Genomic DNA, 14488 nt, shown 5'->3' on the forward strand with positions numbered 1-14488 from the left:
TGGCTAATTTATTAAACAATTTTTGAGCGGTGCACTGATAACTTTTGAACTAAACTATACTCCCCGCCTAAGCGGGGAAGACTAAAATCTTACCAAATAACACATCTATTTTTATTGACCATGGGACTGCTCTCTAAAAGAGAAAAAGCCATTTGAAATTCTGGCATATTTGCTAAAGTCCCGTTAACGCGATAGATCATGGGTGGATGAGGGTCAGTAGTGACTAAATCACGAGCCTTCTCGGGGCGAATATTGCTCGCCCAAACATGTGCTGAACCTAAAAAGAATTGTTGTTCTGGTGTAAAGCCTGCAATTGTTGGTGCATCTTTAAATTCTTTGGAGGATTGAAATGCTTTATAGGCCAAGGTTAAGCCGCCAAGATCAGCAGTGGCTTCGCCTACCACAAGATTACCTTGAACTGATAAATCCCCATTCACTTTATACTGAGAAAACTGGTCTGCAATACAATTGGTTGCTGCCTGGAATTTTTTGAGATCCTCAGAAGTCCACCAATTTTTTAGATTGCCATGACCATCAAATAAAGCCCCTTTATCATCAAAACCATGCGTGATTTCATGGCCAATGATAAAACCAATAGCACCATAATTCACTGCTGCAGGCGCTTTGGGATCAAAAAAAGGTGGCTGAAGAATTCCAGCAGGAAGATTAATATTATTCATTGAGGGGTCGTAGTAAGCATTAATTGTTTGTGGTGTCATATGCCACTCTGTTCTATCAACTGGCTTACCGATTTTGTTAAGGTCTCGTTTTACTAAAAATTCATTGGCACGAATAACATTAAGTACATACGGTCCGCGGTCGACTTTGAGAGTAGAATAATCCCACCATTTTTCAGGATAACCCACGCGCTCTTCCATTAAATCCAATTTTTTAAGGGCGGCCTGACGAGTTTCTGGGGCCATCCATGCTAAAGTTTGCAAGTCTTGGCGCAAAACTTTGCGGATATTTTGTAGAATATCCATAACTTGTTGTTTAGACTCCGATGAAAAATATTTCTCAACATACAATTTGCCAATAGCAAATCCTAACGCGCCATTTTCGGTATTAACTACTCGCTTCCAGCGAGGCAATAATTTTTCTGCGCCACCAATCGCTGAAGTCATTTTAAAATTTTGATCAACAAAGGGTTGCGACAGATACGACGCAAAGGAATCAATTAATCGCCAACGAAGATAAATTTTCCAATCATCTAACGAAATAGTAGGGATCATTTCATTCACTTTCTTGAAAAAATCAGGAGTTGCTAAATTGATTGATTGAAGATGGGATTGCCCAATGGCTGTTAAATAGCGTGGCCAGGAGAAATTAGGTGTGGCTGCGGCTAACTGTTTGCGATCCATGATATGATAAATGGTATAAGGATCACGTAATTCAGTTTGTGACAATGACGCCTTGGCAAGGGTAGTTTCAATAGCCATGACTGCTTTTGCTTCTTTTGCAGCCTTTTCAGGAGAGTCTCCCAATAATTCAAACATTTTTGTCAAATGTTGTAGGTATGCTTCACGAATTTGCGCAAATTTTTTATCGTCCTTTAAATAATAATCCCGATCAGGTAATCCTATGCCTGCCTGTATAACTGCTCCAATCATTTCCTGACTATTTTTAAAATCCTGCATACTGCCAACCCCAAAAAGGGCATCAACACCAATCATTTGTAAATGGGCAATAACAGTTTGCAATTCATCAGTATTTCTAATGGCTTCAATACGATCAAATTCGGGCTTTAGCGGTGTCGCACCAACCTTATTAATCAGTGTCTCATCCATACCACTAAAATAAAAATCACCTACTTTTTGCTCGATACTGCCAGGCTTTGCATTTTTATCATTTGCCGCTGCAATAAGCATTTGATGAATCACATTTTGAAGCTTATCCTGGATCACGTAAAAAGTACCCCAACTCTCATATTCGGGTGGAATTGGATTTTGTTTTTGCCAGTTACCATTCGCATACGCAAAGAAATTTTCGCCGGGATTCATTGATTTATCTAACCAATCGAGATGTAATGAAGCAGCATTAGCATTTGTTGCTGACAGGGCGATGAAGGGAGTGCAGAAACTTAGTAAAGCAGTAAAAATTTTACGCAGCCGCATTGGGATCTCCTTAATAGTCAATTGCTTCGTTAGTAATTTTTTAAGTCTTTGACAATTCACCTTAGAGTTGGGGCCTGCCGTGGTGTTGAGATGAAAGGCAACACACTCTAATATGTTAATGTTAAATTATTAAAACTGCTCAAGCTCACTGATAACATTTAACCATTCTTCTTCCGTTGTGAGCAGTTCCTGTTGTAATCTTTTTTGCTGGCTCAACAATACCTGCAGCTGTTGTTGCTGGCCTTCTTCGTAAAGCGACAAATCAGATAATTTATGCTCAAGTTGCACTAGTTTATCGTTAAATTGTTCAACCATTTGCTCCAATTTTTTCATGCGATTTTGCAAAGATTTCTTTTCACGATACTGATTATTATTTGAAGTGGATGCCGTGTCTTTAACAGTTTCTCTAGTTTGTAACCAATTATGATAATCATCCAAATCACCTTTAAATGCTTGCACATGTTTATGATAGACCAAATAAAAATCATCAACGGTTGTGCGCAGTAGATGACGATCATGAGAAATTAAAATCAAGGCGCCTTCATAACTTTGTAGCGCAATTTCTATGGCCGCCCGCATACCAAGATCAAGATGGTTAGTAGGCTCATCAAGTAATAATAAATTGGGTTTTTGCCAAACAAGTTTTGCCAAGGCAAGCCTGGCTTTTTCACCGCCGGAGAAATGTTGAATGGATTTGACGGCCATGTCACCAACAAAGTTGAATCCACCTAGGTAATCACGGATGGTTTGTTCTTTCGCATCAGGTGAAAGCGCTTGAATGGTGGCCAGAGGGCTTAAATTATTATCCAACTCGTCTAACTGATGCTGTGCATAATAACCGATTTGCAAATGAGGTGAACGATAGATATCGCCAGCCAAAGGAGGTAGAGAACCTGTAAGGGTTTTAATTAATGTAGATTTTCCTTCACCATTAGGTCCAAGTAAGGCAATTCTGTCACCAGGATTGAGTACCAGATTTAGCTTTCTCAAAATGAGGGCATCATCACTATAACCTGCATTGACTTGCTCACAACGCAAGAGTGGATTGCCAGCTTTTTGACAAGGATAGAAATTAAAAGAAAAGGGGGAATCCACTTGGGCTTGCGCCACAACATCCATTTTTTCAATGGCATTGAGTCGACTTTGAGCTTGTTTGGCTTTTGATGCTTTGGCACGAAAGCGATTAACATAGGCCATCATGTGACTGATCTTTTGTTGTTGCTTCTCGTACATCATCTGCTGTAACGCCATCTGCTGCGCTCTTGTTTGTTCAAAGCGACTATAGTTGCCACTGTACAAACTCATCGATTGCTGCTCGATATGAAGGATGTGCGTCACAAAGGTGTCTAGGAATTCACGATCATGCGAAATCAACAAAATACTGCTGGGACATTGCTTAAGCCACTTTTCAAGCCAAAAAATGGCTTCCATATCAAGATGGTTGGTGGGCTCATCGAGTAATAATAAGTCAGCGGGCTTCATGAGACAGCGAGCAAGGCTAAGCCGCATTCGCCAACCACCGGAAAAACTATTTACTGATTTTTTTTGTTCTTCTGTTTTAAATCCAAGACCAGCCATAATAGCTGCTGCTTTGGCCGGTTTGCTGTAACCGGCTGTTTGTGTAAGTAGTTCATGGCAAAGCAAAACTTCACTGTGGTCCTCTTTTTTCTCGGCTAGAGCCAGACGTTTTTGTAGATTTAAATATTCTTCATCGCCTGCTAGAACAAAATCAAGCGCGGGATCATCGCTATCTGGTAACTGTTGTGAAAGATGGCTAATTCGTAATTGAGGGTTGATAAGACACTCCCCAGTATCCGCAATTAGATCCCCAAGGATTAATGCGAACAAACTGGATTTTCCGCAGCCATTATGGCCTACCAAACCTATCTTTTGCTTTTCATGCAGCGCTACGCTTGCATTCTCAAGAAGAATTTTATTGCCGCGAGAAAGAGTAATTTGACGCAAAGTTAACATGGTACAAATAACACCAAATTAAAAGGATAGTATAGTACCATGAATGCAAGCAGGATACGTCATTTACCGGAATGATTAACAATCGAAAAACTTCAAAATTGAATCTCGTATCGCCATTGTGTCGTCATAGCCAAGTTTGATTAATTCACGAGTGAATTCTTTTTCAAATAATAGAAAGCTCAATAAATCACCTGAGTGGCGTTTCGCCCCCATAAAATTAAGTAGAAGACGTAAAAACATTGGGATGTTGTGGTAATGGGATTGTGCTAGTGTGGCAATATCGACACTGGGCCGCAAATGTAAAATCTCCACCCCTTGCCAGGGTGAGTGTTGCTTCTGCTCAAGAGGTAATAAGCGGGCAATATGATTCATGTGGTTAATCATTTCAATATCTCGATCAAGATTATCTAAAAACAAGCCATTTATCATTCCACCTAAAACACGTGAGAAATCAATATCACCATCTCGTAATTTTTCGGGGTCACTTCCTTTTAATTGTCGATTTCCTATCACCAAAATTTTATTAGCTTGACAATGAATTGCGCCTCGCAATGGTGCCTCTAACCCTAAATGACCATCGCCGTAATGAAAACCATCTATTTTTGAGGGCGGGAAGAACAACGGCAATGCAGTTGATGCCAGAAAATATTCCATTTCGAGATTGACTCGCTGACTGATATGTAGTGGATAGTTCCAATCCTCAAAATCCTCGGTATGGTGTTGATAAAAAGAAATGGTTTTTTTGGTTTCATAACAGTTACTTATTATCTCAATGGTTTCTAAATGTTTATTTGTAATGGCAGCTTCTACATTCTTAAAATTAATGTTGCTGCTAAGAAACCCACGCAAAGGCAATGTATCAAGAATATGTCCTAATAAGCGCTGTTTAAAAACCATGCTCCACATATTACGCATACATGTTTTATAGGCTGCAAAATAGCTTGTCTTAAAAATTTGCGGACAAGTAATTTCGCCCCACAATTCGCTTAATTTATTAGTAGCCGCGTAAAAATCCAGTGCATCTTCAGCGAGTACTGCGGTATTGATACTGCCAACACTGGCGCCAGTAAGCATGTTAAAAGGAATTCTTTTCGAGTTTAGTAGGGTACTGATAGCTTTAAGAGCCCCAGCCTGATAGGCCCCTCGAGCGCCACCTCCGGCTAAGTAAAGTGCTATTTTTGTCATGTTTCTTATCGAGATGAACAAAGTAAAAATATAGTTCTGTTGCAAGTCGCTGGCAAGTAATCGTTTACTTTAATCATGATCAACACATTTAGCGTAGTCTGGTTGGCGCAAAAGTGACAACCGAGGTTTGCCGGATAACCAATAACCCGGTTGTCACTTTTGCGCCAACCAGGCTACGTGGGGACAACACGGCTTTGTTTAATAATTATTTCCACATTATATTGCATTTCTTGGTGTCTGCTGCTTTAAGCATATTAATTAGGGGTAGCGCCCGGTGAGCTAAACTGACTATGGGGTCATCATCCTCGTTATTGGTTGTGGACACGGGTTTTGTCTGCTGCTTATTTTCTTTTTCAAGGCCATCTTGTAAGTGTGATAAAGCGTCAGGAATGTCCTCGGCCATAATGGCCCCTGGAACAGTACCACTGTGTCCCATGAGTTTTAACAAATGTTGAGCAATGTGGCCAAACATTACAATATTTTCATAAGCATCGCTGTAGAAGGTTACTAACATTTAATTTCCTTATTTTGTAAAACACTGAAATTGTTAAATCTTTGATATCATATTTCAAGTAAAATAGGTATATACTAAGTCAATTTGTTGTCAGGTTGAAAAATGAAAAAACAAGATTTTTATTTCGATTTACCGGAAGAGTTGATTGCACAATATCCGCTTCCCAATCGTAGTGACTCAAGATTATTGGTTCACCATCGCCAAACACAGAGCAATAGCCATCATCAATTTAAAGGAATAAGTCAGTTTCTGGAAGCTGGTGACTTATTGGTGATGAATAACAGCAAAGTTATTCCAGCACGTTTCTATGGCCAAAAAGCAAGTGGCGGTAAGGTAGAGCTACTAGTGGAGCGTTTACAAGGCGATCAATCGTTTTTAGCGCATATCAAGGCAAGTAAAGCTCCAAAAGCAGGCTCGATCATTTATCTTGATAAAGGGTGGTCGATTGAAGTTATCGCGAAACATGATGAATTATATCAATGTCAGGTTTTAGGGGATATGGATGCCATGTTACAAGAAATAGGACATATTCCTTTACCTCTTTATATTACTCGCCCCGATGAACGGTTGGATTTAGACAGATACCAAACGGTTTACGCTTTGCATAAAGGGTCAGTAGCGGCCCCTACTGCGGGTTTGCATTTTGATGAGGCTATTTTAGAGGAACTGAAAGAGAAAGGGGTGAATATAGGCTTTTCAACCTTACACGTAGGCGCCGGAACTTTTCGACCTGTTCGATGTGATGACATTAAAGAGCATAAAATGCACAGCGAACAGTTTACAATTACTAAAGAATTGTCGGAGATGGTTAATGCGACGCGTGCAGCGGGTAAGCGGGTGATTGCAGTGGGAACAACTGCTTTGCGTAGTTTGGAAAGTGCTGCTTGTGATGGTCTGTTGCACCCCTGTCAGCGTGACACAAATATTTTCATCTATCCAGGTTATCAATTCCAAATCTGCGATGGTTTGCTAACAAATTTCCATCTTCCGGAGTCAACATTACTCATGCTGGTTTCAGCTTTTATAGGTCATTCTCAGGCAATGGCACTTTATCAAGAAGCCATTGCCGAGAAGTATCGCTTTTTTAGCTATGGCGATGCTAGTTTATTGCTTTAGTTAAGGATTTTTAATGAATCAACCAATGAAGAGCCTACCTTTTTTCATCCCAGTATTAACTACTGAAGCTGGAAATTGCCTTACAATGGCAAATTGGCAGGAAATTGGGATACAAGCGGTATCTTGTTATTTAGAATCCTTACTGTTAAAGCCTGGGATTTCTTTGCTTGAGAATCTTTTAAACCTGAAATCCTATATTCCCTGGCAGGGATTTCTGATTTTAAATGCGGCATTGCGGCTTGCTAATAAGCAAGGAGATTATGTTATTCGTTCGCCTTTTGATGGCAGTATATTACGAATTGCAAAAGAAGATATTTATTCTTTAATTGAAAAATTACAACCCGACGCAGTGATCTTGCCATCCGATTTTGATGCAAGACGACTCGCGTCATTAGCTAAAGCTACCAAAACATTTGTTGTGCCTGAGATAAATTCGGATGAGCATTTTGGCTGGTATCTGTCTTATGAGCAGTCTACCTCGTTTACAGCATTACAAACAAAAATTGAGCGCTACAACACTAAACCAATTTATCTCACGGGTGATTTCGATTTAGAACAACTTAAGGCTCTCGCTCAATACGAGTCTCTTATGGTGGAATCAAATCTGCCTTCTCAACTTGCCTTTTCGGGGAAAGTGTATGGTGGAGGAGAAGTGCTCGACTTACTTGCTGAGGAGATGACCCATCAACATGTGGTGATTGATAGCAATTGTGGCTGCCCTACCTGTCAGCAACAGTTTACTCGTGCTTATTTGCACCATCTGATTAACCATACGCCTTTGCTCTGCCAGCGTTTTCTTATCCAACATAATGGGTATTACTGTCAAAATTATTCGTAATTCTTTCTTTAAATTCGACGAATTTACGGACATTCATTTACGAGCGATAGAATTCTAGATATGATGTCACGCACCTTTGCCTGGCTATAGGCGGTTTATTATTTTTTGCATAAGGTTTTAGGGACAATATCGATGCAAGAATTAATAAAAAAACTGTTGTAAGCAATGACTAAACAGCGAATTTGAGGAGAAATGGTATGAGTTTTTTTATAAGCGATGCTATGGCTGCAGCCCCAACAACTCACGCAGCACAAGCTGATGGAACTTTTTCGCTGATCATGATTGTCGCTATTTTTGTGCTCTTTTATTTTATGCTCATAAGACCACAAAATAAACGCGCTAAAGAGCATCGTGAAATGATTAGTAAGATAAAGAAAGGTGATGAAATTATTACTTCCGGTGGTATTTTGGCGAAAGTTGTCAATATGGATGACCAGTACATTAAAGTTGCTCTCGCTGAAAATGTTGAAATTAACATCCAGCGAAGTGCTGTAAGCGCCGTTTTGCCTAAAGGCACTCTTAAATCCCTTTAAGTTGAGTTAGGGAAACAATATGCAGAATAAATATCCTCTGTGGAAAAATTTAATGCTGATCATCATTGCGGTGATCGGCCTTATTTACGCAATACCTAATTTATACAGCGAAGATCCTGCTGTACAAATTTCTTCACAAGCCCTTGTTGATATGGAGCAGTTAAAGCAACAAGTTGGTACTGTACTGACAGATGCGAAGATAAAATATAATGCACTCAACATTGTAGGTGATAGTGTAGAACTTCGTTTTGCTTCAACAGATACACAATTATTAGCTCGAGATGCTATTAAACACGCACTCGGTTCTGACTATACCGTTGCATTGAATCTTGCGCCGACTACACCAAGATGGTTAAGTGCAATTCGCGCTGAGCCTATGAAGCAAGGGTTAGACTTGCGTGGAGGCGTTCATTTTCTTCTTGAAGTCGATGTTGACAGCGTCGTTAGTCGTCATTATGAAGGTTTGATGAAAAATATCGGCCAAGATCTGCGCGAGGCAGGTATCCGCTATGTGGGTATTCGCTATATTGCTGATAAAGGAATTGATATCCGTTTTCGTGATGAATCAACAATGGATAGCGGTTTGCAGGAAGTGAAGAACAAGTTTCCGAACTTGCTTATCTCTCAATCCAATGCCACTTATTCAGTGTTAGCTGTATTATCGCCCACTGAGCTTAATGAGATTCGTCAAAATACGATTGATCAAACAATGAGTATTTTACGTAATCGCGTTAATGAACTAGGTGTCGGTGAAGCTGTTGTGCAGCAGCAAGGCGCAACTCGAGTTGGGGTTGATTTGCCTGGTATCCAGGATGCTGCTCGTGCCAAACAAATCCTTGGGGGAACAGCGACGTTGCAATTCTATCTTGTGGATCAGGATAATGACGCACAATTGGCTAAACAAACTGGGGTTATTCCTGTTAATAGTAAATTGTACATGATGGATGGACATCCTATTCTGTTGAAACGTCAGATCGTATTGAGTGGTGACTCTATTACAAGTGCTGTCTCAAGTTTTGATCAGCAAACAGGTACACCTGCTGTTCAAGTTCAACTGGGAGGTGGTGGAGAAAGCCTGTTTACCAAAATCACTCGTGAAAATATTGGTAAACGTATGGCGATTGTATTTGTAGAAACTAAAACAAATACCTACACCATTGATGGCGTTGAAAAGCGTGTTACTCAACGTGAAGAGCGAGTCATCAGTGCCCCTGTTATTCAAAATGCGTTAGGAAATAACTTCCAGATTACAGGTCTTTCAGACAGTAAAGAAGCAAGTAATTTAGCACTGCTATTACGTGCTGGTGCGTTACCTGCTGCAATTTACCCAGTAGAGGAAAGAACAGTCGGACCTTCTCTGGGTAAGGAAAATATTCATCGTGGATTAGTTTCCCTTGAAGTTGGTATGGGACTTATCCTGGTGCTTATGCTTGTCTATTACCGCTTTTTTGGTCTGGTTGCCAATATAGCATTGTTTTTAAACCTAATTTTGCTGAGTGCCCTCATGTCAATGATTGGTAATACATTGACATTGCCAGGAATTGCAGCGTTTGTATTAACAGTGGGGATGGCAGTAGACGCCAACGTTCTAATTTATGAAAGAATTCGTGAAGAATTGCGTAATGGTCTATCACCACAAGCAGCTATCCATGCAGGTTATGATCGAGCGTTTGCGACTATCGTTGATGCAAACGTGACGACGCTTATTGTAGGGATTGTTCTTTTTGCAATTGGTAGTGGGCCTGTGCGTGGTTTTGCGGTGATTTTATCATTAGGTTTGCTGACGTCGATGATAACCAGTATCACTTACACGCGCGCTATCGTAAATTGGTACTATGGCGGTCGCACTGTAAAAAAACTTTCAATTGGTATTTGAGCGAGGCTTAGATGGAATTTTTTAATCCAAATTCAAAGATAGACTTCATGGGGGCACGAAAGTGGACCGCCCTGATGTCTGCGCTTATTTTTGTGGTATCCATTGGTGCCTTATTTATTAATGGCTTGAAGTGGGGGTTGGACTTTACGGGGGGTACCCAAATTGAGGTGTCCTATCCAAATGCAGCCAATTTAGAGGGTATTCGCGAAAATTTATATAAAGCCGGATTCAAGGAAGCGCAGGTTATTAGTTATGGAACATCCAAAGATGTTCTTATTAGTATTGCGCCACGAGCTGACGTTGATCAAACTGCATTAGTTGATAAGGTTATGGAGCAGCTGCCGGGAGCCACAAAGCAACGAGTTGACTTTGTGGGTCCGCAAGTGGGGCAAGAATTGGCAACTAAAGGGGCATTAGCGGTTATTGTGTCTTTGCTGGCAACCATGATTTATATCGGTATGCGATTTGAATATCGTTTGGCGGTAAGCTCAGCTGTTGCACTGATTCATGATCCGGTTTTAATCCTTGGTGTTTTTGCTATGTTTGGTATTGAGTTTGACCTTAAGGCTTTAGCCGGCTTATTGGCAGTTATTGGTTACTCTCTAAACGATACCATTGTAGTATTTGATCGTGTGCGAGAAAATTTTGTCAAAATTCGCCGAGCCACGTCTTTAGAGATTATGAATATCTCTATCAACCAGACGCTATCACGAACAATAATGACATCCATGCTCACTTTGTTCGTTGTTGTGGCTCTGTTTGTTTATGGTGGAGAGACAATTCGCGGGTTTTCTCTTGCATTGATTATCGGGATTGTTGTGGGAACCTATTCCTCCATTTATGTAGCAGGGGCTTTAGCTGTGGCAATGGGATTAGATAGAAAGGATTTCCTTCCCAGTCAGCGCAAGGAAGTGGATGATAGACCTTAAGATGTCTTTCATTTAATTAATGAGCAATCAAAAAAATCTTATTGTACCGCGATGTTTGCGGTACAAGGTTGAATCAGAATATGTCTATTATTAGACCATTTTTCGAAGGAATAGGTACCGGAGCAGGGGTTGCTTGGCCTATATTTGGTATTGTGACCTCAACGCTAAGTCTCGGTTCTGGTGGGACGACTGCCGTTGCATTGGGCGCTTTTTGTAGTAGTCTGTTTTTAATTGTCAGTGTCCCCATTTTCTATTTTTCGTATCAAAATTATAAGAACGAAGAGAATAAATTAAATAATAAATTTATTACGCGTTGTAATGAGTTGTATTTCAACATTAATCAGACGGTTAAAAATTTAAATTTATCAGCGAATCCATCTGCACAAAAAAATACCCCCATTAGTCTATGCGACTTTGGGATTGAGCAAGAAAAGTATCACGACTTTAAAGCTTATTTAACGATACTGATTATGCAAAATAATTATGAGCAACTATTAGAAAATGAAAAAAATACAGTAGTTGCCAATATTGTTAATCATCTTGTCACCACTGCCACCATGAAATGCCAAAATTCAATAACCTCTAGCACCTTGATCTACAGTGCCTTTCTCGGATTTGTAGGAGCCTTTGGAACCATAGCAGGGTGTAGCGCAGGGTTCATGGGATTATTGGCAGGTCTTGGGATAGTGTCGGGTTTTTCTGCTGCCCCAGTATTGGGCATAATGATATTAATTTTGGCAGTTGGCTGTGGCATTTATTCAGCCTTTACATCTGTTGACTCTATTCAGGAAAAGATAAGTAAAAAAGCGGTATGTAAGCAGATTAATGCGTTTAATTCTTTTCTCATGACATATCAAAATTTGAAAGAGAATGAGGGGGTTAAATCTCCTCACATGGAGATGGAAAATACTTCTGTTTCCTGGACTAGTACTCCACGAATTTCTACTTATAAACTCTCTGAAGAAAACAAAATTGGTTTTTTCCATGGGGACAATACTACCTCAGAAATAGAACCAAGCAATTACGGGTTGACGCTTAATTCATCCAATTAGCCCCCATGCCTAGAAGCTATGGCTTGATAGAATATTTGCCTGGGCTTCGTACAGCTTTAAATTACGAGGAATACTGTAGGCATAGGCAAGCATATGAGTTCTTAAAATCTAATAAAAATTTCTATTGTTAGCTGTTACAATTGGGAATGAATTGAGAGTTCAATGATTTTTTTTACAGGAGTATCCAATGAAAGCAATATTATTTATTTTTCTTATTTCGTTTAATACCATCCTCCTGGCAAGTAATTTAGGTAAGGAAACTTATGAGATAACCTGTAAAACATGCCATTCTCCACGGTTTGCTAAAGGCATGCATGCCCCTGCTGCTTTTAATAAAAAAGCATGGGCTATACGATTTCAGAAAGCAGCAATTCAATCGCAAAAAAATCCGTCTCAATTTCAAACAGCGATGGACTACTTGCTCTATAGAGTAAGCATTGGTAAAGGATTAATGCCACATGGTGGTTTGTGTAAAGAGGTGGGCGCACCCCACAAAAATTGTTCTGATGAGGCTATAGCAGCTGCTATTAATTATATGGCGTGTATTACAAATTGATTGATGAGCAAGCGCTCGAAGGCGTCGATATTGCGGCTTTGCAGCCTTCAGATTTGGCAGAAATTCAAGGAACAGGACAACGTTTTGGCATTGCTCCAATTAATGAACGAAGGGTTTATTGATTTGCGCGGATTAATGCTTGCCTGGCAAAAGAAGAGAGTCCTGCTGAACGGCGTGCTTTTTTGTTGGAAAAATATAAGGCGACACCCGACAACAATATTTTGCAACACGGTATTAGTACGAATGCTTTGACTAGTCAGGCAGAAGAATCGAGCGGACAACCAGCATTGTTAGTCAATCCTGGAATATGTCATCCCACTATCCTGGGCAAATTCGCAAGCCGTTTGGGTTTCGTAATAAAGTACTTGAGCATGCGCCTAAATTCTTTTTCGAAAAGCATTTCAAGAAAAATATCTGTTTTGACGTAGGATATTTACAATAGGTGATATATCTCCTCGATTTCTGGGATTTCTGGATGCCTCGGACAAGCCGAGGCAAGTAGGCGATGTAGGAGTGAGCTATTTTCGCTTAATGCCTCGGACAAGCCGAGGCAAGTAGGGATGTAAAGTTGATGTACCTTATTCCTCCCCTACGTGCCTCGGCTTGTCCGAGGCATCCAAAGGCTTTAGCGGGTGAAAAAAGTTAACAATGTGCTTTTACTTGATCAGTCATTTCTTGCCTGTTTTCAGGTAAAATCTTGAGTGGTTGTGTAGAGGTAATAACGTGAAAACCTATCAGTGGATTTTATTTGACGCAGATGACACCTTATTTTGCTTTGATGCATTTAGTGGTTTGCAGCGTGTATTTTTAAAATTTGATGTTCATTTCACCCGGCAGGATTATCAAGCTTATCAGGTAGTCAACCAGGCATTATGGGTAGACTATCAGAATGGTAGTATCACGGCTCACGAGCTACAACATCGCCGCTTTAACGATTGGGCTACAAAACTACGGGTATCGACAGAGAATTTAAATAGGACGTTTCTTATAACAATGGCTGAGCTTTGCACTCCTTTAGAGGGAGCAATGAGTTTGTTAAATACTCTTAAAGGAAAGGCCAGGTTGGGTATTATCACCAATGGTTTTACCGAGATGCAACAGAGACGTCTCGATCGCACTGGCCTGGGTGATTTTTTTGAGATAGTAGTCGTTTCTGAACAAGTGGGCATTGCAAAACCACATCGTGGTATTTTTGAGCATGCACTCTCAATGATGGGTAAGCCTTCACCAGAAAATGTGTTAATGGTGGGAGATAATCCTGACTCAGACATTCTTGGAGGATTAAATGCTGGATTTGATACTTGCTGGCTTAATGTCCATAGAAAGTCTGCACCGGAAGGAATCAATCCACACTATGAAGTCGCTTCATTAGCCGAACTCGAAGAGTTATTGTGTTTTAAAACAGTTGCAACACAGGGTTAGAATACTTACGTCAGAATGACGCAAGTATTCAAGCCGCTTTAGTTTAACAATGCATCAATTTTGGCGGCACATATAAAGTCATTGTGTGACAAGCCATTTAGCGCATGCGTCATAAAGCGTACATGACAGTAATTATAACCGACCTCAAGATCGGGATGATGATTTTCGACATTGGCAATCCATGCGATTGCATTGACGAAAGCCATTGTTTCATAAAAATTAGTGAATTTGAAAGAACGCTTAATTTCTTTGTTATCGCTTTGAACCATCCAATGCTTATCCAATTGAGGCATTAAATTTTGTATCTGCTCTGCGGTAAGAGCTTGGCCAATTCCTTCACATGATTCACAGTGTTTTTGACTTAAATCAGTTTTCATTC

Annotated in this window: 14 protein-coding genes; 9 read left to right on the top strand and 5 right to left on the bottom strand. The window is 40.2% G+C overall.

Annotated elements, in window-relative coordinates:
* Positions 1-89: 89 nt before the first annotated feature.
* The 4 genes from LHA_RS04620 to LHA_RS04635 all read right to left on the bottom strand — a co-directional run bounded on the left by LHA_RS04620 (position 90) and on the right by LHA_RS04635 (position 5787).
* The gene (locus LHA_RS04620; RefSeq protein WP_045105498.1) at positions 90-2114 is read right to left on the bottom strand and encodes a M13 family metallopeptidase; all 2025 of its coding nucleotides are present in this window, start codon (positions 2112-2114) and stop codon (positions 90-92) included.
* A gap of 129 nt (positions 2115-2243) precedes the next feature.
* Positions 2244-4088, bottom strand: coding sequence for an ABC-F family ATP-binding cassette domain-containing protein (locus LHA_RS04625; RefSeq protein WP_045105499.1), 1845 nt, complete (start codon positions 4086-4088; stop codon positions 2244-2246).
* Between the two features lie 75 nt (positions 4089-4163).
* Positions 4164-5273 (bottom strand): patatin-like phospholipase family protein, encoded by a 1110-nt coding sequence (locus LHA_RS04630; protein WP_045105500.1) that lies wholly within the window; start codon positions 5271-5273, stop codon positions 4164-4166.
* Positions 5274-5478: 205 nt separating this feature from the next.
* Positions 5479-5787 carry a DUF1840 domain-containing protein gene (locus LHA_RS04635; protein ID WP_045105501.1) on the bottom strand — a complete coding sequence of 103 codons (309 nt, stop codon included), beginning with the start codon at positions 5785-5787 and terminating at the stop codon, positions 5479-5481.
* 102 nt (positions 5788-5889) lie between these two features.
* On the opposite strand from LHA_RS04635, the gene queA reads away from it, so the two are divergent.
* The 9 genes from queA (at position 5890) to yjjG (ending at position 14109) form a co-directional block, all read left to right on the top strand.
* Positions 5890-6903 carry a tRNA preQ1(34) S-adenosylmethionine ribosyltransferase-isomerase QueA gene (gene queA, locus LHA_RS04640; protein WP_045105502.1) on the top strand — a complete coding sequence of 338 codons (1014 nt, stop codon included), beginning with the start codon at positions 5890-5892 and terminating at the stop codon, positions 6901-6903.
* 13 nt (positions 6904-6916) lie between these two features.
* On the top strand, positions 6917-7741 hold the full coding sequence (locus LHA_RS04645) for a hypothetical protein (RefSeq protein WP_052673586.1): 825 nt from the start codon (positions 6917-6919) through the stop codon (positions 7739-7741).
* Positions 7742-7938: 197 nt separating this feature from the next.
* On the top strand, positions 7939-8274 hold the full coding sequence (yajC, locus tag LHA_RS04650; protein ID WP_045105503.1) for a preprotein translocase subunit YajC: 336 nt from the start codon (positions 7939-7941) through the stop codon (positions 8272-8274).
* Between the two features lie 19 nt (positions 8275-8293).
* Entirely contained in the window at positions 8294-10150 is a 1857-nt protein-coding gene (gene secD, locus LHA_RS04655; protein WP_045105504.1) for a protein translocase subunit SecD, read from the top strand.
* 11 nt (positions 10151-10161) lie between these two features.
* Positions 10162-11079, top strand: a complete 918-nt coding sequence (secF, locus tag LHA_RS04660) for a protein translocase subunit SecF (RefSeq protein ID WP_045105505.1) — start codon at positions 10162-10164, stop codon at positions 11077-11079.
* An 80-nt stretch (positions 11080-11159) separates the two neighbouring features.
* The gene (locus LHA_RS04665) at positions 11160-12131 is read left to right on the top strand and encodes a hypothetical protein (protein ID WP_045105506.1); all 972 of its coding nucleotides are present in this window, start codon (positions 11160-11162) and stop codon (positions 12129-12131) included.
* Positions 12132-12318: 187 nt separating this feature from the next.
* Positions 12319-12687 carry a c-type cytochrome gene (locus tag LHA_RS04670; RefSeq protein WP_045105507.1) on the top strand — a complete coding sequence of 123 codons (369 nt, stop codon included), beginning with the start codon at positions 12319-12321 and terminating at the stop codon, positions 12685-12687.
* On the top strand, positions 12684-12809 hold the full coding sequence (locus tag LHA_RS17490) for a hypothetical protein (RefSeq protein ID WP_269447705.1): 126 nt from the start codon (positions 12684-12686) through the stop codon (positions 12807-12809). Before LHA_RS04670 ends, LHA_RS17490 begins: the two co-directional genes overlap by 4 nt.
* Before the next feature lie 601 nt (positions 12810-13410).
* The gene (gene yjjG / locus LHA_RS04675; protein WP_045105508.1) at positions 13411-14109 is read left to right on the top strand and encodes a pyrimidine 5'-nucleotidase; all 699 of its coding nucleotides are present in this window, start codon (positions 13411-13413) and stop codon (positions 14107-14109) included.
* A 38-nt stretch (positions 14110-14147) separates the two neighbouring features.
* Here the strand turns inward: yjjG and LHA_RS04680 are convergent, their stop codons facing one another.
* Positions 14148-14486, bottom strand: a complete 339-nt coding sequence (locus tag LHA_RS04680) for a 4a-hydroxytetrahydrobiopterin dehydratase (protein WP_045105509.1) — start codon at positions 14484-14486, stop codon at positions 14148-14150.
* Positions 14487-14488 lie beyond the last annotated feature (2 nt).

The sequence above is a fragment of the Legionella hackeliae genome, from assembly GCF_000953655.1.
Lineage (GTDB): Bacteria > Pseudomonadota > Gammaproteobacteria > Legionellales > Legionellaceae > Tatlockia > Tatlockia hackeliae.

Excerpts from the sequence above, each read along its gene's own strand:
- yajC (WP_045105503.1), top strand. The coding sequence starts at position 7,939 with ATGAGTTTTTTTATAAGCGATGCTATGGCTGCAGCCCCAACAACTCAC.
- LHA_RS04625 (WP_045105499.1), bottom strand. The coding sequence starts at position 4,088 with ATGTTAACTTTGCGTCAAATTACTCTTTCTCGCGGCAATAAAATTCTT.
- LHA_RS04670 (WP_045105507.1), top strand. The coding sequence starts at position 12,319 with ATGAAAGCAATATTATTTATTTTTCTTATTTCGTTTAATACCATCCTC.
- LHA_RS04635 (WP_045105501.1), bottom strand. The coding sequence starts at position 5,787 with ATGTTAGTAACCTTCTACAGCGATGCTTATGAAAATATTGTAATGTTT.
- LHA_RS04630 (WP_045105500.1), bottom strand. The coding sequence starts at position 5,273 with ATGACAAAAATAGCACTTTACTTAGCCGGAGGTGGCGCTCGAGGGGCC.
- secD (WP_045105504.1), top strand. The coding sequence starts at position 8,294 with ATGCAGAATAAATATCCTCTGTGGAAAAATTTAATGCTGATCATCATT.
- LHA_RS04680 (WP_045105509.1), bottom strand. The coding sequence starts at position 14,486 with ATGAAAACTGATTTAAGTCAAAAACACTGTGAATCATGTGAAGGAATT.
- LHA_RS04645 (WP_052673586.1), top strand. The coding sequence starts at position 6,917 with ATGAATCAACCAATGAAGAGCCTACCTTTTTTCATCCCAGTATTAACT.
- LHA_RS04620 (WP_045105498.1), bottom strand. The coding sequence starts at position 2,114 with ATGCGGCTGCGTAAAATTTTTACTGCTTTACTAAGTTTCTGCACTCCC.
- LHA_RS04665 (WP_045105506.1), top strand. The coding sequence starts at position 11,160 with ATGTCTATTATTAGACCATTTTTCGAAGGAATAGGTACCGGAGCAGGG.
- queA (WP_045105502.1), top strand. The coding sequence starts at position 5,890 with ATGAAAAAACAAGATTTTTATTTCGATTTACCGGAAGAGTTGATTGCA.
- secF (WP_045105505.1), top strand. The coding sequence starts at position 10,162 with ATGGAATTTTTTAATCCAAATTCAAAGATAGACTTCATGGGGGCACGA.